We start from the raw sequence: 23,820 nt of genomic DNA on the forward strand, positions 1-23,820 counted from the left end.
GCACTGGAGCCAGCATGTCTTCATGCTGGCGTGGCGCGATTGATGTTTCGCGATCCATCTGTGTGGATCAGTCGATTCGATAGTCGAAACGGCCCGGCGTAATGAACCACGAGGACCACGGCGCTTATCCAGTCAGGCTAGCCCGTCTTCGCGCCATGATTACGCATGTCCGAATAAACGAAACGCTCGCGCGCGCTTTGCAAGCCATTGCGTCGCACGCGCCCGCCGCCGTCCGGAGTCGCGGCTGTGCGGCTCGCCGTCGCGCGCCGCGATGTCGGGCCGGCGCAGTTTGGTAAAACCATCGCGATAGACGTTCTCGACATACGACATGATGTTTTCCTGCGCGGCCGACGAGAGGACTGCGTGATCGGTGTGCTTGCAGAAGGCCACGTGAACGCGCTTGAAGCGCCGCAGCCGCGCACCGCGCACGCCGAAGCAGCGCTCGAGCTCTTCGACGCCTTCGTCGAACACGCCATAGACGAGATGCGTGTCGACCCCTTGCTCGTCGAGCTCGGCGAACAGGCGCCGCTCCTCACTCGCGCCGAGTTCGATGCCGCACAGCCGCTGGAGCCGGTCGGCGAACGTTTCGCGAAGCCGCGCGGCCATGCGTGCCGACAGCACGCGTACCACGCCGAAGCCGCCCGTCTGTCCTTTGATGACACGCAGCCATTTGCGCGGCTGCATCATCGAGCGCAGGTAGTTGCGCGTCGAACCGAATGCGGCCACCGCGATTTTCGGCTTGCCATGCTCGTCGCAGATGTTCTGCCATCTGAACTTCGGAAGGTTGATGAGCACGGCGCCGAGCACCGCGGGCTCGCGCGTCGCGGCATACAGACCGGTGTACGCGCCCGCGCAGATGCCGACCAGCACCGCGCCCGCATGTCCGCGCCCCGTGAGCCAGCGCGAAGCGCACGCGGCATCGTCGGCGCTCGACTGCGCGTATAGCCCGTCGAGGCTCGGCGCATCGAGCGACGGCATGCTGTCGCCAAGACCGCCCACGTCGATGCGCAACGAAGCGATCCCCTGGCGCGCGAGACGCCGCGCGAAATTCACGCTCAGCCGCGCATTGCCGATGCGCGACACCGCGCCCGTGTTCAGCAGCAGCACAGCGGGCGCGGTGGCGGCCGCCGCCCCGTCGGGCAGGCAATAGACGCCGAATACCTTGCCGTCGTTGAGCCACACCGGCGTTTCGTGCAGACCCGGCGCGACGTCGTGACCAGCAAAGGCATCGGCATTCGCAGCCCATGCGGGAGGGCAAGCGGCAGCCCGAGCTTCGACGCGTTGCGCGCCGCCCGCCACGAGCCAGTTTTCGATCGATTGAAACGCGGCCTGCGGAAGCTCGCTGTCGAGCGACTCCATCATGAATCTGCTGTATTCGTCGAACGGCTGACGCTCGACCGCGACGCCCTGCTCCGTGTAGTGTGCGGCGAGCGCATCGACACGCGCCGGATCGAGCGCGTCGAGCAGCAGCACGCGCGCGGCCGGCCGGCTCGCGTCGCGATGCAGATCGACGGCGCGCAGACTGTCGAGCGTGTCGCGATAGATCCGGAAGCCGTAGGCCTCGACAAACTCATCGGTGTCGGGCTCGGCGGTGCAATCTATCGCGGTGGGCAACGACAGCCACTGCCGGTAATGCGCGCGCAATTCTCGCTGATAATGCTTGCCGGAGAACACGGGCGCGAGCAGCGCGAGGCCATGCACGTCGCCGAGTTCCTGCGCCGCGAGCGCGGCCAGCATGCCGCCCAGGCGCAGACCGATCAGGCTCACGCGCTCGACACCGGTCGATTCACGCAGCAGCGCGACCGCCTGCTTGACGCTGTCGATCCATGCGCGCCACAGGCCCGCGTCGCTCGTGTTGCCGGCCGAATCGCCGGTGCCCGGATAATCGAAGCGCAGCACCGGCATGCCGCGCGCGGCGAGACGCTCGGCGAGCCTGCGCATGCCGCGATGCGTGCACAGCGCGTCGTAGCCGAACGGGGAACACAACACAACGCCGTCCGAGCCGTTGGCCGGATGCAGCCAGCCGAATTTGCCTTCGAAGACGATGGGTCTCACACTCTGCTCCTTACGGGATTATTCCTTTCAAGTATTACAACAAAGGACATCCCGTTGATATGTACGTCCTGCCACATTGATTCGGATTCCAACTCATGTTCACGGTCCATCGTGCGTGCGCTCCCGCACGCGGATGCGATACGCGCGGCCATGCTCACTCGTCCGTCATACCGCGTGGCGGATGCCGGGGCGCGCGAGCGTCGCGCGAGCCGCCAGCAACACGTGATAAAAAAAGCGCGCACGCAGCCGCTCGCGCATCGGATAGTGCTTCGACAGCAACACGCGCCACGCCTCGCCAGGCTCGCCGGCTCTCGCGTAGGCCGATGCGGCGCGCGGCGCGATGCGGCGCAGCGCGTCAGCGCGCGCGGCCTGCGCGGCGGCGGGCACCACGCTGTCGCGCAGTTGCGCGAACGCGTGCATCGCGGGCAACGCATGCGTCGAAATCGACAGCGCGGTTTCGCGCGAGATCGACACGAACTCATCGACGAAGCACACGGCGGGCGCATCGAGGCACAGGCGCAAGCCGAAATCGAAGTCGCACGCCTCGCCCACTTCGGCGGTCGTGCGATACGCAATGCGGCGCGCGGCGAGCGTGTCGACCAGATAGCCATTGTTCGGGAACATCTGGTCGATGCCGGCGAGCGCGGGCACGGTCATACTGCCGGCGCGCTCGGGCATGCGCCGGTAATCGCGGTTGAGAGACGCGGTCGCATGCGGGCGCGGGGTGCCGTCGTTGGCGATCACGCGCTGCGTGCCGAATGCGGCGATCAGGCCGGGATGCCGCTGCCAGCACGCATCGAGCGTGCTCAGCGCGTGCGGTTCGAGCAGATCGTCGTCGTGCAGCAGCACGAGGCGCGCGCCCTGAGCGCGTGCGAAAAGGCGATTCACGTTGCCCGCCTGACCGAGCCGCGGTGTGTTGCGCCAATAGCGGATCGGCCGGTCGCTGCGCGCGCGCCAGCGCTCGACGACCTGCCGCGCGCTGTCGTCGCGCGAGTCGTCGCCGATCACGATCTCGAACTCGCGGTACGTCTGCGCGTGACAACTGGCGATGGCTTCGTCGAGCAGCGCGGCCCGATTGCAGGTCGGAATGCAGATCGAAATCAGCCGCGCATTCAATGCGTGTCTGGGTTCCCCGCCATGTCCGTCAATCAGTTCAAACATACTTGCTCCGAAAAGCGGTTCGCGCCGCGGCCCCGTGGCTGCGCTCACCTAACTTCTGATGATTGGCATTTAACATCCTCTCGATAGCAACTATCTGTACGGCCACCCACACAGACGCGCGGCGCGCCAGGGCAATATTCAGACCTGCGACGGGCCGACGCCGCCGCTCATGCGCGCGCAGCGAGTGCGGCTACGCACCGACGGCGTCAAGAACGAATCGCACCATTGCATGACTCATTGGCCGGACTGTGGACCATGGAAAGAAGTATCGTCAGAAACATCATCATCAACTTTGCAGGGGCCATCGCTCCGACGTTCGTTTCCCTCGTCACCGTACCCACGTATATCCATCTGATGGGCGCCGAGCGATACGGGGTGATCAATCTGGTGTGGACGCTGATCGGCTACTTCAGCGTGCTCGATCTCGGCACGAGCCTCGCGACCGAAAATCAGATTTCGAAGGCGCGTGCCGCGGACGACGATTCGATCGAACGCATCTTCTGGAGCGCGTGGTTCATGAACCTCGGCACCGGCATCGTCGGCGGACTGCTGATCTACGCCGGCACGATCCTCTACATCACGCACGGCGTGAAAATCGAGCCGGGGTTCCAGCGCGAAGTGATGGCGAGCCTGCCGTGGATCGCGGTGGCCGTGCCGATCGCAAACGTTTCATGGGTGTTCGCCGGCGCGATCAACGGCGTCGAGCGTTTCGCGAGCTTCAACATCAACCAGACGATCGGCACCGCGCTGTTCCAGTTGCTGCCGCTCGCGGCGATCTTCTGCTTTTCACCATCGCTCGCGGTCGTGATTCCGGCTGCCGTGATCGCGCGTTTCGTCGCCGGACTCATGCTCGGCGCAGCCGCGTTTCGCGCGCTGGGCATCCGCCGCGTGCGCATGCCGCAATGGCATGTGATGGCCGAACTGTTTCGCTATGGCCGCTGGATGCTGATGTTTTCCGGTGCCAACATGATCGCCTCGACACTCGATCGCGTGCTCGTCGGCGCGCTGCTCGGCGCACGCTTCGTCACCTACTATGCGACGCCGCAGAATCTCATCACGCGTCTGAACCTGCTGCCGGTCGCGATGGTGCGCACACTGTTTCCGCGCCTCTCGGCGGTCTCGCGCGCCGATGCCGATGCGCTCGCGCACAACGCGCTCGCGTTTCTGAACGGCGCGTTCACGCCCTGCGTGATCGTCGCGCTGTTCGCATTGAAGCCGTTCCTGCTCTTGTGGCTCGGGCCGACGCTCGCCGCCGCCGCGCCGGTCGCGAGCGTGCTGATACTCGGCGTGTGGCTGAGCGGCCAGTCGGGCATTCTCGGCATCCTGATCCAGGCGCAGACCAGCCCCGCCTACGTGGCGAGCGTCGGCTGGCTGCAATTGCCGTTCTTCGCGGGCGCGCTGTGGTGCGGGATCCACTGGTTCGGAATCATGGGCGCGGCGGTCGTCGTCGTGCTGAAGGCGCTGTTCGATTATTCGGTGCTGCTCGTGTTCGCGCGGCTGCACGCGTGGTCGATCGTGCGCAACATGCTCGCGCATCTCGCGTTTCTGCTCGTAGCGCTCGTGCTGGCCGATTCGATCAGCGCGCTGCCGCTCGCGATCGTCATCGCGCTCGTGCTGACGGCGGCGAACTTCGGGATGTCGCTGCATGGATCGAGCGAATTGCGCGCCGCGCTCTACAAGGTGTGGGCGCGGTTCGTGCCGTCGACGGGGCAGGCTGAGGGGTAAGGTGGGTGGCGGTGCGGCTTACGGAAGCGGGAACTGGTCCGGCTTCACACGCAAACGTTGCTTTACTTCAGGGTGATATATCGAGAGGATACCGAGTGCGCAGGCGCCGAGGCGGTTGGCGACATTTTCCGTCAGTTCACCGCCTGGAATAGCGTCAAGCCGCCAAGGCGCGACTACGGCGTTTTCGCGCAGTTCCGTAAGATCTGAATCTTTGAGCGAGCACATTTCGAATTGCTGAAGTTCCTCGTTGAACGAGATAACGAAAGATTGTGGTGCGAGCATAGCCTAGAATCCCCTGCACTGATTGTAGAGTCGGAATGCGTTCTGTTGGCACGCGACAAGAGTATACGGGTTGCCTGTCGTCGCCCGATACAGCTTGCATTGATCGAGACGCGCTTCGTATTCGGCGAAACATTCGGCCTCCTGCGCTTCATCAACCCCGCGCGCCGCAATGTCCTGCATGTCGTCGCTTATCGCATCCGGCCGGTACTCGAAAGGCTGTGCATTGCCAAGATTCCGCGGCACACGCGGGCTATTGCCATAGAACGACCTTACCACCTCCGCGTCAGCCGGTGGTTGTGCGTGCGCAGGGGCTTGCCGGGAACCTTTTTCCCGCTGCGTCCGTATCGCCTCCACACACTTGCGCATCTCATCGCGCTCCGGCACGAAGACCAGGTTGCCGTCCTTTATTTCGTTGTACAGGGCTCTGGCAACCTGATGGTTGTCCATCCTGTTCATGTGAAAAATGTTGTCACTTTCCCCGAGCGCGTTGCGCAACTCGTAGGACTGAAAGGACAGTAGCAGGGACGGGGCATGCCGCAGCCACGCTATGCGTGCTTCTTTCATGCCCTCCACCAGATCGTCGTGTGCCTCGCGCGGTACGCTCGCCTGCAACGCAAAATGAAACCAGCGGTCCACGTCGAACATGCGGGGCGACCAGATGTGAAGGCCAATCGATTTGCGAACGCTTCGCCAGAAGAAATGTCCGTGCTGCCCTTCACGGACGCTGTGACAGGAATCCGGGGGAAATGACAACGTTGCGCCTCACAATCGATTAACCAGCCGCGATTGTGCAGCAGGACACCATCCCGAAAAACCCCGGCTTAATCGTTGCAGGAGACGCCAGTCACGCCTGAACTGAACTGCGCCTCTGAGTTCAGCCCCCTGAGCCATAGCGCGCATCAAAAAAAATACGCGGAGCGACCTCCCGGCCTTCCCCGCGTTATCGCCCTCGCATTGCCCTTCCCTTCACACTGTCGTCGATTGCGTCACCGTGTCCGCGAGGCCGGTCTGCGGTGCCGCGATCTTCCCGATATCCGTCCCGCGCGCGGTCAGTTTCGCAAAGCGGCGCGGCTGGCAACTCTCGAGCGTGCGCTCATAAACCGCGAGATACGCCTCGCTCAGACGCTGCACACTGAATTTTTCGAGTCCCTGCGAAGCCCGCGCGGCCAATGCCGCATGCGCCTCGCGATCGGTCAGCAAGGTGGTGATCGCGTCGGCGAGCGTGGCCGGGTCGTGCGGCGGCACGAGCACGCCCGCCTCGCCGCCGTCGAGCATTTCGGGAATGCCGCCCACGCGCGTCGCCACGATTGCGCGGCCCGCTTCGCGCGCTTCGCACAGCACGAGCCCCGCAGGCTCGTTATGCGAGGCCAGCACGAACACGTCGGCCTGCGCGAGATAGCCGCGCGGATCGGCGCAAAAGCCCTCGAAGTGCGCATGCTGCGCCACGCCGATCTGCTGCGCGAATTCCTCCATGACCACGCGGTCCGGACCTTCGCCGACCAGATACAGCACCGCGCTGGGCAGACGCTTGCGCAGCAGCGCGAACGCGAGCAGCAGATCGCGGATGCCCTTGCGCTCGTACATGCCCGCGAGCGTGACGATGCACGGATGCGCAAGCGCCGGCGACGCAGGCATCGGCTGCCCGGCGAGCCGCGGCGTGCCGACCGTGCCGTTGCGCACGACGGCGAGGCGCTCGCGCGGAATGCCGCGCGCTTCCATCGCGACCGCCACCGCTTCGCTCACGGTGACGACGCGGTCACCCACGCGCATCAGCGTCGCGCTCTTCTGAAACTCGTTGTGCACGGTCGTCACCAGCGCATAGCGCCGCCGCAGCACGCCGAAACGCGCGAGCAGCGCGCCGGTCATCATGTGCGCGTGCACGACGTCGGGATCGATCCGCGCGATGAGCCGGTTCAGCCCCGCCACCATCGCAGGCACACGCGAGGGCTTCGGCGCCTGCGCAAGCAGCACGTGACGCACGCCGTGCCGCTCGAGCAGTGCCTCGAAGCCGCCGCCGCCCGATGCGACCGTCACGTCGTGTCCCGCGCGCGCCTGGCTGCAGGCGAGATCGACCATCACGTTGACGATGCCGTTGCCGATACTTTGCGCATGGTTGGCAAGATGGATGATTTTCATGGATTGGCAGCAACGTCAGTGGGATGGCGAGAAGCGGTCGCGGGCGCGGCCGTCGAAGGTGTGAAGCGATACATGAGCGCCTTGCCGTGCGCGTCCTCTTCGACGAGCACGACGTATTCGCCCGCGTACTTGCCGGAGTCGAGACGATGCGCGGTGATCGGCATCGGCACGTCGGTCCAGCCGCTCGTCGAGCCGACTTCCTTGCCCGGCGCGAGCCGGCCGAGGTCGCGCCCGCTCGCGCGGTCGTAGACGCGTACGATCGCACTGCGCGTTTCGACGGCGAACACGTAATCGCCCGCGACCGTGAAGCCGTTGATCGACAGCCATTCGGGCGGCCCGGCGTCGGGCAGGCCGATCACGTAGCGCAGCACAGGCTTGCCGCTTTTCCAGTGGTCGTAGCGCGCGAGCTGTGAGCCCGCGCCATTCCAGTTGTCCTGATTGAACGGATGCGCGGGCGTCGAACCGGAGATGAACATCGTGTCGTCGTCGGCCGAGTAATAGAGGCGCGCGATGCGATTGAACGGTGCGGGCGCCGGATACTCGCGCGTCGCCGCGTAGCGGTAGACCGGATTGCCGACGCGATCGAAACCCTGCAACGGGAAGCATCGAATGCCCTCGGCTTCGGTGCCTTGCCACACGTCGCCGCGACTGTCGACCCACCAGCCGCGCAGAGGCGGCGCATCGCTGCGATTCGCGTTCTGGTCGAACGCGGCGGAGGAGAAGTCGCCCTTGCCGGTCACGTCGCGCCAGATCCATTCGCCTTGCGGCGGCTGGTTCGGCGGCCACGCGCCGTCGATATGCGACAGCGCGAAGAGTCCCGCCGGAATCGCGGTCTCGCGATCGGCCGCGAAACGGTAGATGCGCAAATACGACGAGTACATGTCCGTCGTATAGAGCAGGCGATGCCCGCGTACGTCGCGCACCATCGGCATGCCGCGCTGCGCGCCGAGAGACAGATGGAAATACGGATCGTACGGATAGCGGAAGCGGTCCGCGGTATAGCCCGCATACGACCACTCCTTGCCGGGCCCGCGCGACAGATCGAGTGTGAAGCGTTTGCTGCCGCTATACACGGAAGGCGGCTCGCCGTCGACGAACTGCGCGCCGTCGACGAACAGCAGCCCCTGCAGGCTGAAGCGCCGCGTGCCGTCGGGCGCGTAGCTTTCGAGCAGCGCGCCGTCGTAAGTGCTCGGCCCCGTGCCGATGGGACGCGGCCCGGCGCCGTTCATCGACACATAGAGATTACCCGCGCGGTCCGCGCCGACGCCGGTCAGCCCATTGAAGCGCAGCGGGCCCGGCGCGCCCGCGCGGCCCGCGTAAATGCCGCCCTGCTGCCCGAAGCTCGCCGAGAGTTGCATGCCCGCGCCCGCCGTGCTGCCGGGGCTGGCCGCGGTATAGATGAGGATCTGCTGGCGCGCGCCGTTATCGGCGACGAGCAGACGGCCCTGCGTATCGACGCTCAGATCGACGGGCACTGTGCCGCCGGGCAGCGCAAGCTCGCCGAGGTACGCGCCGTCGCGCGAGCGATGCGCCACGCGGCGCGCGTCGTCCGTGCGGCTGTTTTCGATGATCCATAACGAGCCGTCGCGCGCGAGCGCCATGCGGCCCGGCTCGTGCACCGCGAATGCGCCGGCCGGCTGCATCGTCTGTGCATCGAATACCTGCACGCTGTTGTCGAGTTGATTCGCGACGAACAGGCGCGTGTTGTCCGCGGCGAGGCCGCGAATCGCGTAATCAGTTTTCGCGGAATAGCGCGAGATCAGCAGGAACGCGAGACGGCTTCCCGCCGGAAACCTGAGCTGCCCCGCGAACGGCACGCCGTCGCGAATGTCCGCGCGGCTGCGGCGCGACACGCCGCTCCACACTTCGCCTTCGCGCGGCGTAGGCCGGTGTTTGGCTTCCTCGTTGCCGAGGCTCACCATCGTCTGCGCAGCGTAGACGTACTCGTCGTTCACGGCGATCGCGTCGCCGCCCATCATGCCCCAGCCATGCGACTCGCCGCCGTGACGCACGAGTTCGCCGTTGCGGTACTGGCCGAGTTCGCCGCCGCCCTCGTCCCACGGCGCGTTCGTGAAGACGTCGCCATCGGCCGCGACCGCGATCGCCTGCACGTCGATCTGCATCCAGCGATGATCGCCATAGCCCCACGTATTGCCGATCCACGAAGTTCGATAGGAAAACGAAGGATGTGCAGCGGCCGCGCGCACCTCGTCGGCGGGACGTCCTGCCGAGGCCACTGCGCCCGGCACGGCGGTGTCGGACGTCGTGCTTTCCAACGACGACGCCTGGTGCGCCACAGCGCTGTTCATGGCGCCGCTCATGACGCTACCGAGGCCGCTCCCCAGGCCACCCCCGTCGCCACCGCCCCACGCCGCGAGCAACGCGATGAACGGCAACGCCAGCGCGAGCGCGAACACCAGTCGCTCGAAGGTTTTCCGTGCAGGGCGTCGCATGATTACCCGCGCATCAGAACGCGCCGATCGCTTCGCGATAGACGTCGGCGACCTGCGCGGCGACTACCGGACGATCGAACCGGCCGCGTGCATAGGCGCGGCAGGCCGCGCTGTCGGGCAGCACGCGGCGGCCCTGCAGCGTGTCGACGATGCCTTCGCCGATCGACCTGTAGCCGCTCGACTGCAACACGAGTTCGCTCGACAGCGGCGCCACTGCCTCAGGCAGGCCGCCCACCGGCGTGACCAGCACCGGCGTGCCGGCCGCGAGCGATTCGATCGTGGTGAGCCCGAAGCCTTCGAGCGACACGGTCGGCACGATCGACAGATCGGACGCGCGATACCAGAGCGGCACTTCGTCGTCGGGCACGAAGCCAACCAGCCGCACGTGTTCTTCGAGCCCGCGCGAGCGGATGCGCGCCTGCAATTGCGCTTCGAGCGGCCCCTTGCCCGCGATCGCCAGCAACACGTCGGGCAGCAGCGGCTTGACGATCGCCATCGCGTCGATCAGGTCCTCGATGCCCATGCGCGACACGAGCCGCCGAATGCAGAACAGCAACGGCCGGTCCTGCGGCAGACCGAGCCGCTCGCGCGCCTCGCGCCGGGTCAGATCGATGTCGAAGTGCTCGACGTCGACGCAGCCCGGCACGATGCGGATGCGGTCCTCGCGCACGCCGTAGGTCTCGTGCAGCAGACGGCCGAACGCGTGCGACAGCACGATATGACGCGTCGCGCCACGATAGACGAAGCGCTCGAGCGCGATGCGCGCCGCGCGCGACCAGCCGCCCCCGCCGCCCGGATACGATTCCGCCCCCCACGGCCCATGAAAATGCACGACCTTCGGCACACGCCGGAACACACCGACGGTCGGCGCCGCGTAAAGCGCGAAATGCGACGCGACGACGTCGGGCATCTTCGCCGTGCGCAACGCGAGCGACTGCCTGCGCGAGCGCCACAACCGCGTGCCGAGTTGCGACTGCGCGGCGGCGAACGCCTGCACGCGCCCGCCCGAGGCGTCGAATACGCCGGGGCTACCGGCCACCATGCCGCGCACGCTGACGCCCTGCGCGGGCAGCGTGTCGATCAGCGACTGATACATGCGATCGAGCCCGCCTGGCCGTTCGTTGAACCAGTGCATGCCGATCTGCAGCGAATCGATCGAAGTACTGTTCATGGTTTCACCGATGCGGTTGCGCAGCCGGCCGGCAGTTCGCGTGCGTGGCGCCGCGCGTGCACCTGCTCGTAGACGTTCAGATAGCGCTCGGCCATCGCCTGCCAGCTCAGCGTCGCCGCGACGCGGCGCGCGGTTTCGCCAAGACACCGCGCGTAGTCGGGGTCGCTCGCGAGCCGCACGACCGCCGCCGCAAGCGCACTCGCATCGTTCGGATCGTCGAGCACGATGCCGCTGCCCGACGTAATCACTTCCGCGCCGCCGGCCGTGCGCACCGTAATCACCGGCAAACCGGCGGAGAGCGCTTCGAGCAGCACGAGCCCCATCGGTTCGTAGCGCGAAGGAAACACGAACGCATCGACCGAGCGCATCAGCGCGGGCATGTCCATCACCATGTCGGTGAAGTGAACCCGGTCGCTCAACCCGAGCGCTTGCACGAGCGCCGGATACGGGCTGTTGTGCAGAATCCCCGCGACCGCGAGATGCACGTTGGCGGGCGTATGCACGAGCGCATGCAGCACGGTGTCGAGATTCTTGCGCGACATGCGCAGATCGCCCGCGAAGAGCAGCATGAACGGCGCCTGCGGCAAGCCGAAGCGCGCGCGTTCCGGCGCGCCGGGCGTGAATTCGCCGACGTCCACACCGTTGTGAATCACCTCCATGCGCTTCGCGCCGATGCCCAATGCGCCGACCTCGCTCGCCACCTTCTGCGAGACCGGCACGATCACCTCGGCATGGCGGAACGCCCATTTTTCGCAGCCGATGTTCAGCAGCGTGTAGATCACCTGATACGCGTGATAGAAACTGCGCAGCAAACGAAACGGGTAGAAGCCGCAGCGATACCAGCCGTCGTGCACGAAGTGCGCCGCGTTGACGTCCGCGCGCGCCCACGCGATGAAGCCGTTCACGTGCACGATGTCGAATTCGCCGCGATGCGCGCGAATCCATGCACCGCAACGCCACGCGAACATCTGGTATTGAACGAGCCGGCTCGGCAGGCGGCTTCTCGCGATCTGCACGAAGCGCACGCGCGGGTGCGCGACGAGTTCGGGCGCCGCTTCGGCGGCGAGCAGCGTCACGCTATGGCCGGCCGCGAGCGCGGCCTGCACGATCTCGTAGTTGACGCGCCCTTGCCCATCGTTCTTGCGCACCACGTGGGTGACGATCAGAATCCGCATCCTGTTGTCCTTCATCTGGCTATCTTTGTGTTTGTCTTGTGCTTATCCCGCGTTGCGCGAGGGAACCATGCGGGACGTGTCGCGGCCTTCGCGCGCGTAGCGCAGCGAAATCACCGGCAGCGTCGCGCAGATAAAGAAGAACATCCCCGAGACCGACGTGAGCGTGTTGACGAAAACCATCATCGTGACGATCGAGACCGCCACGCCCACGCCGGCATTCGCGAGCAGGTCGCCGGGCCGCTGACGGCTCGCGCGAAACGCGCGCCACAGCATCATCAGCACGCCGCTCACGTAGAGCAGCGTGCCGGGCCAGCCCATCACGAACGGCACTTCCATGAGGCCGCTGTCGAAGTCGAGCATGGCCGGCGCCGCGGAGTTGTCCGAGAGCTTGGTGCCGAGCCCTGTGGTGCCGAGGCCCTCCCCCGCGATGTTGGAGAGCGCCGACGAGAAGAAGGTCTTGTAGAACTCGGTGCGCGCCTGATAGCTGGTGTCCTGACCGATGTTCTGCATGGTGTCGAAACGCGCGATCACCGGCGCCGCGATCTGATCGATCATCATGAGCGGCGTCGCCATCACCGCGAGTCCGATCGCCCCGGCGAGAAGCCGCAGGCGGTTCCTGCCGTTCAACATCAGGAACAGATAGACGAGCGCGACGGCGAAGCCCCCCCACGCGCTGCGCACACTCGTGAACAGCAGCACCGGCACGCCGACGCAGCCGAGCACGATGCGCATCTTGCCGCGCGCCGCGAACGACATCAGCAGGATCGCCATCAGCGTGACCGCGAACGGGCCGCTGGAATTCATCGTGCTGCTCACGCGCATGCCGAACGGCACGGGATGCCCTTCGGAGGCCATCTTCGAGGCGATCAGCCAGAACGCGTCCCATGGCATCGGCGCAACGAATTCGACGAGGCCATACACGCTCATCAGCAGTCCGCCGTAAATGAAGGTCTTCAGCAGCACGCGGTGATAGTCGGGATAGTGGCGCCACGTGACCACCAGATAGAACGCGACCATCACCGGATAGAGCCACGTGATCAGCGCATAGATCGCGGCCCCCGGCCCGACCTGCGCGAACCCGATCACGAACGCGTACAGCAGCGCGGCCACGATCAGCACGAGCGGAGCGGCGCGCCGCTGGCCGAGCTTCGACATATGCTTGAGCAAGGTCAGGCCCGTGAGCGCAACCGCGGCGAGCGGCGCGATCATGATGAGGCTCTGCTGGTTGAACGAGCCGTTGGCGAAATCCGCGAGCCGCCGCACCTCGGGTGCAAGGAAAAAGAGCCAGCAGACGAAGCCGAGGTAATGCGCGGGCGAGCGCAGGTACAGCACGAGCGCGACGGCGAATGCGCCGAGCGGAAACAGGTATTCGGCAAGATGGCCCTGATGCAGCAGGATCAGCGCGAGCGTCGCGCCGAACAGCAGCAGCGGCAGGCGCAACGGATGACGAAGGCCCTGCGCGCGCACGCCGGCCACGGGCTTCGCTGCGGCGAACTTCGCGGCCCGGGCTGGCTCTGCCGCCGCACTGGCGCGCGCGGGCATCGGCAGGCGCACCTGCGCGCTCGACGGTGTCACAAGCATGCGCGACATCACAGCAACTCGAAGGTATCGACGAACGACGCGCCGTTGCGCGCGCGCCGCCGCGAGTTGACGCGCGGCTGGCCGCCGTGCCCCTGGCGCGTGAGTCCGATGAACGCCACGCCATGTTCGAGGTACGGCCCCTCCGTCTTGCGAAAGCCGAACTGCTCGTAGAAGCCGCGCAGGCCGAGCGGCGCGCTCACGCGCGCGGCGCGTCCCGGCCAGCGTTCGGAGACCGCGTCGAGCACGCGCTCGATCAGCAGCTCGGCGGTGCCGTCGCCACGCCGCAGCGGGCTCGTGAGCACCTTGTCGATCGTGATTTCCGGATCTTCCGCATCGCCGGGCTGCACGCGCGCATAGGCGAGGATCGGCATGGGCCGCGCCATGTCCTCGGTAGCGAACACGTGCAACGCGTGTTCGTCGCGGCCATCGGCATCGAGGCACACGTGCGACTGTTCGACGACGAACACCGCGCTGCGCGCTCGCAGCACAACATACAACTCACGTGCAGACAGCTGATCGAATTCCAGCGTTTTCCAGTTCATCACGCTCCCCGGCGGTCAACAGGTTCGGCGGGGCCGGCAGCGAGCGCCACGCCCGACGGCATGGCTCGACACGACGGCTCCTTGTCATGGGCTACACGGTACGTCCGCAAAACGCGTGTTTCCGTGCGGCATCGCACTGACGCTGGGCTTTGACAATTCTTAAATAGCGGTCATCGGAGCGCGGCATCACCGTGCGCCCTCATCGCAAGCGACCCATGGGCGCCGCGGGCACATGACGGCGATGCGCATGAGTTCGCTCGCGCCATGCCGCGATGAAGCAGACCGGACCGATCCAATACGAAACAAGAAACACGAAACAAGACCACCGACGATCGTTTTACGTCAGGGCCATTCAGTTGAACGTTGAACCTCAAGGGGGACCGCACCATGATGAAAACCGCATTGAGACGCATCCTTTCCGAAGCCGCCCGCCTGGAAGTGCCGGTGGACGGCCTCGCCGATGACGCCGACCTCTACGCCGCAGGCCTTTCCTCGCTCGCGACCGTGCATCTGATGCTCGCGATGGAAGACGAATTCGACGTTGAGATTCCGGACCGCATGCTCACGCGCCGGCTCTTTTCGAGCATCGACTCGATGGCCGCGGCGATCACCGAACTACAACAGGCGAAGGCGGCAGCATGAGCGCCCCGCTGCTGGACGCGGCCACGGCCGCGCAGGCCGGAGGCGGCGCAGCGGCCTGCACGGTGGCGCTCACGGCGCTCGGCCCCGAACCCGAATGGCGCGCAGCGGCGCATCGTTGCGCCGCCATCGCCGCGCAATACGCCGATGCGGTGGACCGCGAAGCACGCTTCCCCGCTGAAGCATTCGAAGCGCTCAAGCGCGAACGTTTGCTCTCGGCGATGGTGCCCGCCGCATTCGGCGGCGCGGGGCTCTCGCTCGCCGACATCGGCGCGATCTGCGAAACGCTCGCTCAGGGCTGCGCCTCGACCGCGATGATCTACGCGATGCATCAGATCGAGGTTGCGTGCATCGACGCGCATCGCGGCGACTCGGCATGGCAAGCGCAGCTGCTCGCGCAACTGGTCGAGCAGCAATGGCTGCTCGCATCGGCGACGTCCGAGGAAACCATCGGCGGCAACATGCGCACGAGCGCGTGCGCAGTCGAGCTCGATGGTGCGCGCTTTCGGATCGAAAAGCTCGCACCGACGATCTCGTATGGCGCTTACGCGGACGGCATTCTCGTCACGGCACGGCGCACCGCGGAGTCGAGCGCCTCGGACCAGGTGCTGATCGTCGTGTTGCGCGGCGAGACCCAGCTCGAAAAGCGCGGCGGCTGGGATTCCATGGGCATGCGCGGCACCTGCAGCGAGGGCTTTCGCCTCGTCGCCACGGGCGCGGCCGAACAGATTCTCGCGACACCGTTTGCCGAAATCGCCGACCAGACCATGCTGCCGGTCTCGCACACGCTGTGGGCCTCGGTCTGGACCGGCATCGCGGTCAATGCGGTCGATCGCGCGAAGGCCTTCTTCCGCGCCCAGGCGCGCTCGAAGCCCGGCACGATGCCGCCGTCGGGCCTGCGCCTCGCCGAAGCGGTGGGCCTGCTGCAGATGATGCAGGCGCGCCTGTCGGTTGCGCTCGGCGCCGCGCATCTCGCGTATCAGAGCCATCAGGCGCGTCAGGCATGCGACGCCGGTCCGCAGCCCGACACGCCGCTCGCGGCCCAGCTCGGCTTCGCGTCGGACATGAACACGCTGAAAACCAGCATCTCGAACACCGCGCTGCAGGTCGTCCATGAAGTGCTGATGATCTGCGGCATGGCGGGTTACAAGAACGGCACGCCGTACAGCGTCGGGCGCCATCTGCGCGACCTGCACTCCGCGCCTTTGATGATTAACAACGATCGTATTGCGCAGAACACCGCGAGCCTGTTGCTCGCGCAACGTCCTGCCACTCCGGGGAGATCCTGAATGAACATGATGACCGATACCGCCGCTGCCGCTGCCGCCACTGCCGCCGCCGAAGCGAGCCCCACAGTGGAGTCGTCGCTCACGCTGCGCGACGAGATGCTGGCCGCCGGCCTGCTGATCGATACCGGCGAAAACGGCCTCTATGGCCGCAGTCAGATTTTCGAGGACGTGCTGGAAGGTCTGAACACGGCGATCACGCATCTGGGACGCGATCAGGAACCCGAAGTACTGCGCTTTCCGCCCGCGATGCGCCGCACCGACTTCGAGGACAGCGAGTATCTGAAGAGCTTCCCGCATCTCGCAGGCACGATCCATTCGTTCTGCGGCAACGACATGGGCCATCGCCGCCTGCTAACCGCGCTCGACGACGCGATGGCCGAGCGCGACGACGATCGCAGCGACGCATGGATGGAGCAGCAGAAACCGACACGCATCGTGCTGACGCCGGCCGCCTGCTATCCGATCTATCCGGTGATGGCGCGGCGCGGCGCGCTGCCCGCCGGCGGCCGTACGGTCGATGTGCTGTCGTACTGCTTCCGCCATGAGCCCTCGCTCGATCCGGGCCGCATGCAGATGTTCCGCATGCGCGAATACGTGCGGCTCGGCAGCCCCGAGCAGGTGATGGCGTTCCGCCAGATGTGGATCGAACGCGGCTCGCTGCTCGTCAAGCTGCTGCAGTTGCCCGTCGAGATCGATCTCGCGAACGATCCGTTCTTCGGCCGCGGCGGCAAGATCGTCGCCGACAGCCAGCGCGCCCAGGCGCTCAAGTTCGAGCTGCTGATTCCGGTCGCCGATCCGCGCGGCAAGACGGCCTGCCTGTCGTTCAACTATCACATGGACCACTTCGGCGCGCTCTGGAAGATCCCCTGCGAAGACGGCGCCGTCGCGCATACCGGCTGTGTCGGCTTCGGCATGGAACGCATCACGCTCGCGCTGTTCCGTCATCATGGGCTCGACGTGAACGCCTGGCCCGACGACGTGCGCGCGCTGCTGTGGGGCGACACCGGAACGCGCATCGCGCAGGCGATGCAGACCATGCAGGCCCCGGCTGCCGCCGGGGACGGTGCATGAATCCGTTGCCGACACCGGCGGCGGCCGGGGCGTTCGCGGCGCAGCAACTGCCGCGGCGCCCCGCAGGCCTGTCCTTGCCTCCGGGCAGCGCGGTCCTGCCAGGCGCTCGCGCGCGGTTGCGCGAGCACGTGCCGCACGCGCTGCATCAGGGCGAGCGCGTGTGGCAGGAGACCAACTGCTACGTCGATCTGTGGATCGAACTGCTGCATGGTTTCGGGCTCGAGCCGCGCGCGGCGCTCGCCTTTACTGTGACGCAGGATTTCGAGGGCGATCAGTTCACCTTCTTCAAGTTTCCGCTCGAAGACCTCGAACATCTGTACGGCACGCAGGTGCAGGAACTCGCGATCTACGACTCGCTCGAAACGCGCGTGCTCACGCAGGCGCTGCGCGGTCATACGGTGCTTCTCGAAGTGGACAGCTATTACCTGCCCGATACGCGTGCGACCGCGTATCGCAGCCAGCATACGAAGACTACGATCGGCATCGATTCCATCGATATCGCCGCACGCCGCATCGGCTATTTTCATAACGCTGGCTACTATCAGCTCGAAGGCGAGGACTACGACGGCGTGTTGCGCAAGCTGCCGCATTTCGCCGCGCAACCCGATGTGCTGTTCCCGTACGTCGAGTTCGCCAAGCAGGCGCGGCCCGCGCTCGAAGGCCTCGCGCTCGCGGAAGCCTCGGCGGAACTGTTGTGCGCGCATCTCGAGCGGCGTCCGCTCATCAATCCGATTTCGCAATGGCGTGCCGCGTTTCCCGCGCATCTCGACACGCTATTCGAACACGGCGAGGCGTACTTCCACCTCTACGCGTTCAATCTGATGCGTCAGCTCGGCGCGAACTTCGAGTTTCTCTCCAAGTATCTGCTGTGGCTGATCGCGCAAGGCTTCGAGATTCCGCCGGAGATTCCGGCCGCGGCGCAACGTATCGCGTCGGAGTCGATGGTGATGCAGTTCAGGCTCGTTCGCGCCATCGCGCGCGGACGTCGCGACGCGTGCGAAGACTGCTTCGACGTGCTCGAAAGCGCTTATGAAAAAACGCTGCCGCCGCTCGCTGCGCTCGTGCGTTGACACACCAGACGCGCGCACTTCGCACCTTGCGCCGCGCGGATTTCCCAGGAACTCGCCGTGGATGTATTGACGCTCGACCCGGCGGCTGACGAAGGTGGCGCCGGCCGCCCGCTCGCGGCCGCCCACGTCTCGCTATGGCCGCAACCGGTCGACACCGGTTGGGAATGCATCAGCACGCCGCCGTTCGCGTGCGCTTCACCAGCCGATCTGCCTGCCGGTCTGAACGCTGCCTCGCCCGGACATGGCTGGCTGGCCGCGCAGGTGCCCGGCACCGTGGCCGGTGCGCGCCGCGCAGCGGGCCTGCTCGATATCGATCACCCGCCGCCGCTCGCCTTCGACGATCACTGGTATCGCGTCACGCTCACGGGCACCGGGCGCCGCCGCCTGCGTCTGCATGGACTCGCGACGCTCGCCGAAGTCTGGCTCGATGACGTGAAGCGTCTCGACTCCGCTTCGATGTTCGTCGCGCACGATCTCGACATCGACCTCGATGGTAGCGCGACGCTCGCGCTGTGTTTTCGCTCCCTGACGCCAGCGTTGGCGGCAAAACGTTCGCGCGCGCGCTGGCGGCCGCGGCTCGTCTCGCCGCCGACGTTACGCAATGTGCGAACCACACTGCTGGGTCATATGCCGGGCTGGTGTCCGTCGATCCAGGCGGTCGGTCCGTGGCGCCCTATCGAATTACTCAGCGACGCGCCGCACGCATTCGATACGCTCGATCTCGCGAGCCGTCTCGATCACGACGATGGTGTTGTTTCGCTGACGTTACGTTTCCTGCAACCGCACGATACGGCTACCTGTCGCGCGACATTTGAATGCGCAGACTCTGTTTCGTCTTTGCAATGGCACGATGCCTATACATTGACCGGCAGCGTGCGCGTACCGCACGCGAAGCGCTGGTGGCCGCATACGCATGGCGAGCCCACTTTATATCCTCTGACGTTGCGGCTCGATGACGGCAGTGTCGTCTCTCACTCCCTGGGTTCGATCGGCTTTCGCAGCGTCGAAGTGGAGCGCGGCGCCGACGGCGCGGGCTTCGCGCTGCGCGTGAACGGCGTGCCCGTATTCTGCCGCGGCGCGTGCTGGACGAGCGCCGATCTCGTCACGCTCGCGGGCAGCGAAGCGCAATTGCGTCACACATTCGAGCTTGCGCGCGCCGCGGGCATGAACATGCTGCGCGTCGGCGGCACGATGCTGTACGAGTCCGATATGTTTTATGCACTCGCCGACGAATACGGCCTGCTTGTCTGGCAGGACTTCGCGTTGGCGAATTTCGACTACCCGAACGACGCCGCGTTCAGTGCGCTGATCGAGCGCGAGGCGAGTCAGTTCCTTACGCGCACACGACGTTTCGCGGCGCTTGCCGTGCTGTGCGGTGGCAGCGAAGTCGATCAGCAGGCAGCCATGTTCGGGTTGCCCGCTTCGATGCGCGCGCAGCCGCTCTTCACCGAACTATTGCCCGCCGTGGCCATGCGCGAACGCGCCGATGTGCCGTACGTGAGCAACTCTCCCTCGGGCGGCGCCTGGCCGTTTTCGACTAACGAGGGCGTCACCCACTATTACGGCGTGGGCGCGTATCAGCGTCCGCTCGACGACGTGCGCCGCTCGCAGGTGCGCTTTGCGGCCGAATGCCTCGCGTTTGCAAACGTCCCCGACGACGTGACCCTGAACGACGCACTCGGCACGATCCATCTGCACGATCCGCGCTGGAAAGCCGCCGTGCCACGAGACCCGGGCGCAGGCTGGGATTTCGACGACGTGCGCGACCATTATCTGCAAACGCTTTACGGCGTCGAGCCGGCTCGGCTGCGTTACGACGACCCGGCGCGCTATCTGGAGCTCTCGCGCGCGGTGGTGGCCGAACTGATGGGCGACGTGTTCGCCGAATGGCGGCGCGCGGGGTCGTCGTGCGGCGGCGGCCTCGTCTGGCAACTACAGGATCTGCGCCCGGGCGCGGGCTGGGGCTTGATCGACGCAACAGGACGGCCCAAGAGCGCGCTGCACGGCCTCGCCAACGCGCTGCAGCCGCTACAGGTCGTGATGACCGACGAAGGCCTCAACGGCCTCGATATCCATCTGATCAACGAGCGCGCGCAAACGTTTTGCGGACAACTCGAACTCGTCTGTCTGCGCGAGGGCAGCGTCAAAGTGATCTCCGCGAGTTGCGCGGTCGAGCTTGAGCCGCATAGCGTAAAGCGCGTGAGCGCGGCCGCGTGCCTCGGCCAGTTCTTCGACTTCACGCACGCGTACCGTTTCGGCCCGCGCGCGCATGACGTCACGATCGCAACGCTGCGCGATGCGGCGGGCCAGGTCGTTTCGGAGGCGTTTCATCTGCCTGAGCGGCGCGTTCACGAGCGTCACGATCTCGGTCTGACGATTGCCGCCGAGCGCGGCAGTGATGGCGGCTGGCAGCTCGTCATCGAAGCGAAGCGCTTTGCGCGCTTCGTTCATATCATTGACCCGCACTACCGGGCCGCGCGCGACTGGTTTCATCTCGCGCCGAATCGTCCGTGTATCGTTCCGCTGATTCCTCTGTCGGCGCGTGCATCCACCGGTGAAATGGTTGCGCGTGCAGCGAGCGCGGAGATTAACGCCGATGAAACATACGCGTCACCCGCAGGCGAGGTGCGCGCAATCAATGCGTTATCCGCCATCTTCTACGGCTAGTGGTCATTGTGAACTAGTCGCACCTTTGAGACGCGCATAAAACCTCGCATTGCGCGAATCCAACTGTCTGATCTGTTAAATCACTGTTGGCTTTTGCGCGACTGTTCCAGCTTCCAAAGGGCTCTCCGTGCGGCAGCGCACGCATCGCATTTAACACTTCTGAATCAATTTCGGCACTTTACAAAAAGCGCATCAAAACGTGCATGCGACGGCAAGTTCAATTCTGCGACAGTCTCGCCGGGACCCCCGTCAACACGCTAAAGCCCTGTCGTATCAAGGAATTGCGTCAAACGGGAAACTCTCATGCCTTGCATCCCCTGAGAGGGGGGGTGTACAGATTTGAAACAAAAAGCCGCTTTCGGGTTCGCGGCCCGCTAAGGCTATGTTCGCTGCGCCGCATCAGCACGTGTTTTCCCCAAGGTTGGCACGGTCCTCGCTAATAGGTAATCGCAACTCAGCGCCGCTGCAAACGAGAGCCAAAAGAAGGGCTACGGCGCAAAGGCCAAATACGGGGCCGATCCTGCTCGTCCATCGCTGCTCATCAGGGCAGCATGTTCCGGGGATGCAGGCATCGGATCAAAGAAACAGAAAGTCGTGCGAGACGCGACTTTCACGCGAGGACCGATCATGTTGACACTTCAATCCGATTTGCACGGTAACCATTTGCTTGGCGCACTGCCGTCGCACGAATGGCAGGCGCTAGCTCCACATCTTGAACTGGTTCATCTGCGTACCGAGCAGTTGCTGTGCGATTCGGGTCAGCGCATTCATCACGTCTACTTCCCCACCACCGCGATCATCTCGATGCTCTCGACGATGGAAGACGGCAGCTCCGTCGAAATCGCCGCAGTCGGCCGCGAAGGGATGACCGGCGTGCCGGTGCTCACCGGTGGCGAAACGATGCCGAACCGCGTGCAGGTGCAATGCGCCGGCTTCGCCTACCGCATGAGCGCACAGGCGCTCAAGCAGCAGTTCACACGCTCCGACTTCCTGCGCCGTCTCATGCTGCTGTATATGCACGCGCTGCTCACGCAGGTCGCGCAAACGGCAGCGTGCAATCGCCACCACTCGCTGAACAAGCAACTGTGCCGCTGGCTCCTGATCGAAGTCGATCGCGTCGCCTCGAACGATCTGACGGTCACGCAGCAACTGATCGCCGACATGCTCGGCGTACGCCGCGAAGGCATCACCGAAGCGGCCGGCAAGCTGCACGACGAAGGCCTGATTCACCATAGCCGCGGCCATATCAAAGTGCTCGACCGCAAGGGCCTCGAAGCACGCGCCTGCGAATGCTATGGCCTCGTCAAGCGCGAATTCGATCGTCTCCTGCCGCGCCTGCGTCAGGCCGAGACCGTGGAATAAAAGTCGAATAAGCATTGCACCGTTTGATCACCGGGGTAGTTCAAACATGTTCAGAAATACTGCGCGATGCCTCGACGCACTCTTCGTGATTGCGGGCGGCCTGCTCGCTCACTGGATGCGCTTCTCGACACCGATCGCATTGTCCGATACCGAGCGTCTGCTGATCGCTTTCAACTGCGTCCTCGTGCTGCTGCTGTTTCCAGCCTTCGGGGTTTATGAAACGTGGCGCGGCAAGGCGCTTGCGCCGGTGCTCGCGAGAATCGCCGCCGCGTGGTTCGTGGTGGTCGCCACCGCGCTCATGCTCGCGTTCACGCTGCACCGGATGGATGCGGTGTCGCGACTGTGGTTCGGCTATTCGACGCTGATCTCCGGCGCGCTCATCATCGCGACCCGCTGCATCGTGCACGTGATGCTGCATAACCTGCGCCGCCGCGGCATGAACGCGCGCACCGTCGCGATCGTCGGCGCACCCGGCTTCGCGCGCACGCTGCTCGCGCATCTCGAACATGCGCCGCAGGCGGGCTTCAAGCCGGTCTGCGTGTTCGACACGAGCATAGAAGGCGCCGACGCTTATCGCGCCTATCACGCGCGTCTGAACCGCCTGCCGGTGCTGACGGATCTGAACGCATTCGCCGCCAAGGTGCGCGACGAACGCGTGAACGAAGTGTGGCTCGCACTGCCGCTTTCCGAAGAACACACGATCTACCGCTTCACGCGCACGTTCAGACACGACTTCGTCAACCTGCGCTTCATTCCCGACGTGCGCGGCCTCTCGCTCTTCAATCACGCGCTCACCGATGTCGTCGGCTTACCCACCCTCAATCTGAGCGCGACGCCGCTTTCGTCGCCGCAGATGTGGCCCAAGCTCATGTTCGACCGTCTGTTCGCGGCGCTCGCACTGCTTGCGCTCGCACCGGTATTCATCGTGCTTGCGATCGGCATCAAGCTCGACTCGCCGGGACCGGTGTTCTTCCGCCAGATCCGCAAGGGCGTGGACGGACGGCCGTTCGGGATCTACAAGTTCCGCTCGATGACCGTGCACGAGGAAGCACACGGCCAGATCACGCAGGCGACGCGCAACGACACGCGCGTGACGAAGCTCGGCAGCTTCATGCGCCGCACGAGTCTCGACGAGCTGCCGCAGTTTCTCAACGTGCTGCTCGGTCAGATGTCGGTGGTCGGTCCGCGTCCGCATGCGATCGAACACGACGATCTGTACAAGGACCAGGTGTACGGCTACATGCACCGTTACCGGATCAAGCCCGGCATCACGGGCTGGGCCCAGGTCAACGGTTATCGCGGCGCAACCACCAAGGTGGAAAAGATGGAAGCGCGCGTGAAATTCGATCTCTTCTATATCCATAACTGGTCGTTCTGGTTCGACATGAAGATCGTGTTCATCACGATCTTCAAGGGCTTCGTCGGCCGCAACGCATTCTGA

18 protein-coding genes are annotated in these 23,820 nt (G+C 65.3%); 8 read left to right on the top strand and 10 right to left on the bottom strand.

The window, feature by feature from the left end; genetic code table 11:
* Positions 1 to 159: 159 nt before the first annotated feature.
* Positions 160 to 2,055, bottom strand: a complete 1,896-nt coding sequence (locus B9Z01_RS07595; RefSeq protein WP_085481621.1) for an alpha/beta fold hydrolase — start codon at positions 2,053 to 2,055, stop codon at positions 160 to 162.
* A 165-nt stretch (positions 2,056 to 2,220) separates the two neighbouring features.
* Complete coding sequence (locus tag B9Z01_RS07600; RefSeq protein ID WP_143808853.1) at positions 2,221 to 3,216, bottom strand: glycosyltransferase family 2 protein; 996 nt, start codon at positions 3,214 to 3,216, stop codon at positions 2,221 to 2,223.
* Positions 3,217 to 3,471: 255 nt separating this feature from the next.
* Here B9Z01_RS07600 and B9Z01_RS07605 point away from each other — a divergent pair, with 255 nt between their 5' ends.
* Complete coding sequence (locus tag B9Z01_RS07605; protein ID WP_085481622.1) at positions 3,472 to 4,941, top strand: oligosaccharide flippase family protein; 1,470 nt, start codon at positions 3,472 to 3,474, stop codon at positions 4,939 to 4,941.
* Between the two features lie 18 nt (positions 4,942 to 4,959).
* Here B9Z01_RS07605 and B9Z01_RS34740 read toward each other — a convergent pair whose 3' ends face one another.
* The 8 genes from B9Z01_RS34740 to B9Z01_RS07640 all read right to left on the bottom strand — a co-directional run bounded on the left by B9Z01_RS34740 (position 4,960) and on the right by B9Z01_RS07640 (position 14,281).
* Entirely contained in the window at positions 4,960 to 5,223 is a 264-nt protein-coding gene (locus B9Z01_RS34740; RefSeq protein ID WP_143808854.1) for a hypothetical protein, read from the bottom strand.
* Positions 5,224 to 5,226: 3 nt separating this feature from the next.
* A complete protein-coding gene (locus B9Z01_RS07610) occupies positions 5,227 to 5,868 on the bottom strand; it encodes a hypothetical protein (RefSeq protein WP_244195951.1) in 642 nt (213 codons plus the stop codon).
* A gap of 321 nt (positions 5,869 to 6,189) precedes the next feature.
* Positions 6,190 to 7,359 carry a glycosyltransferase family 4 protein gene (locus B9Z01_RS07615; protein ID WP_085481624.1) on the bottom strand — a complete coding sequence of 390 codons (1,170 nt, stop codon included), beginning with the start codon at positions 7,357 to 7,359 and terminating at the stop codon, positions 6,190 to 6,192.
* Positions 7,356 to 9,812, bottom strand: coding sequence for an NHL repeat-containing protein (locus B9Z01_RS07620; RefSeq protein WP_085481625.1), 2,457 nt, complete (start codon positions 9,810 to 9,812; stop codon positions 7,356 to 7,358). Before B9Z01_RS07620 ends, B9Z01_RS07615 begins: the two co-directional genes overlap by 4 nt.
* A 13-nt stretch (positions 9,813 to 9,825) precedes the next feature.
* On the bottom strand, positions 9,826 to 10,983 hold the full coding sequence (locus B9Z01_RS07625) for a glycosyltransferase family 4 protein (protein ID WP_085481626.1): 1,158 nt from the start codon (positions 10,981 to 10,983) through the stop codon (positions 9,826 to 9,828).
* Positions 10,980 to 12,158, bottom strand: coding sequence for a glycosyltransferase family 4 protein (locus tag B9Z01_RS07630; protein WP_085482067.1), 1,179 nt, complete (start codon positions 12,156 to 12,158; stop codon positions 10,980 to 10,982). The genes B9Z01_RS07625 and B9Z01_RS07630 overlap by 4 nt, the downstream gene beginning before the upstream one ends.
* 42 nt (positions 12,159 to 12,200) lie before the next feature.
* Complete coding sequence (locus B9Z01_RS07635; protein ID WP_085481627.1) at positions 12,201 to 13,748, bottom strand: O-antigen ligase family protein; 1,548 nt, start codon at positions 13,746 to 13,748, stop codon at positions 12,201 to 12,203.
* Positions 13,748 to 14,281 carry a GNAT family N-acetyltransferase gene (locus B9Z01_RS07640; protein WP_085481628.1) on the bottom strand — a complete coding sequence of 178 codons (534 nt, stop codon included), beginning with the start codon at positions 14,279 to 14,281 and terminating at the stop codon, positions 13,748 to 13,750. Before B9Z01_RS07640 ends, B9Z01_RS07635 begins: the two co-directional genes overlap by 1 nt.
* Before the next feature lie 390 nt (positions 14,282 to 14,671).
* Between B9Z01_RS07640 and B9Z01_RS07645 the strand changes: the two genes are divergently transcribed.
* From B9Z01_RS07645 to B9Z01_RS07675, 7 genes are all read left to right on the top strand, one after another.
* Positions 14,672 to 14,923: an acyl carrier protein gene (locus B9Z01_RS07645; protein WP_085481629.1), complete on the top strand. Its 252-nt coding sequence runs from the start codon at positions 14,672 to 14,674 to the stop codon at positions 14,921 to 14,923.
* Positions 14,920 to 16,209 carry an acyl-CoA dehydrogenase family protein gene (locus B9Z01_RS07650; RefSeq protein ID WP_085481630.1) on the top strand — a complete coding sequence of 430 codons (1,290 nt, stop codon included), beginning with the start codon at positions 14,920 to 14,922 and terminating at the stop codon, positions 16,207 to 16,209. The genes B9Z01_RS07645 and B9Z01_RS07650 overlap by 4 nt, the downstream gene beginning before the upstream one ends.
* On the top strand, positions 16,210 to 17,280 hold the full coding sequence (locus B9Z01_RS07655; protein WP_085481631.1) for an amino acid--[acyl-carrier-protein] ligase: 1,071 nt from the start codon (positions 16,210 to 16,212) through the stop codon (positions 17,278 to 17,280). It begins immediately after the preceding gene.
* Positions 17,277 to 18,350: a DUF1839 family protein gene (locus tag B9Z01_RS07660; protein ID WP_085481632.1), complete on the top strand. Its 1,074-nt coding sequence runs from the start codon at positions 17,277 to 17,279 to the stop codon at positions 18,348 to 18,350. Before B9Z01_RS07655 ends, B9Z01_RS07660 begins: the two co-directional genes overlap by 4 nt.
* 57 nt (positions 18,351 to 18,407) lie before the next feature.
* The gene (locus B9Z01_RS07665; RefSeq protein WP_085481633.1) at positions 18,408 to 21,017 is read left to right on the top strand and encodes a glycosyl hydrolase 2 galactose-binding domain-containing protein; all 2,610 of its coding nucleotides are present in this window, start codon (positions 18,408 to 18,410) and stop codon (positions 21,015 to 21,017) included.
* 627 nt (positions 21,018 to 21,644) lie between these two features.
* Positions 21,645 to 22,379 carry a Crp/Fnr family transcriptional regulator gene (locus B9Z01_RS07670; protein ID WP_085481634.1) on the top strand — a complete coding sequence of 245 codons (735 nt, stop codon included), beginning with the start codon at positions 21,645 to 21,647 and terminating at the stop codon, positions 22,377 to 22,379.
* A gap of 46 nt (positions 22,380 to 22,425) precedes the next feature.
* Complete coding sequence (locus tag B9Z01_RS07675) at positions 22,426 to 23,820, top strand: undecaprenyl-phosphate glucose phosphotransferase (RefSeq protein ID WP_085481635.1); 1,395 nt, start codon at positions 22,426 to 22,428, stop codon at positions 23,818 to 23,820.

The organism is Paraburkholderia susongensis, from assembly GCF_900177725.1.
Taxonomy (GTDB): Bacteria; Pseudomonadota; Gammaproteobacteria; order Burkholderiales; family Burkholderiaceae; genus Paraburkholderia; species Paraburkholderia susongensis.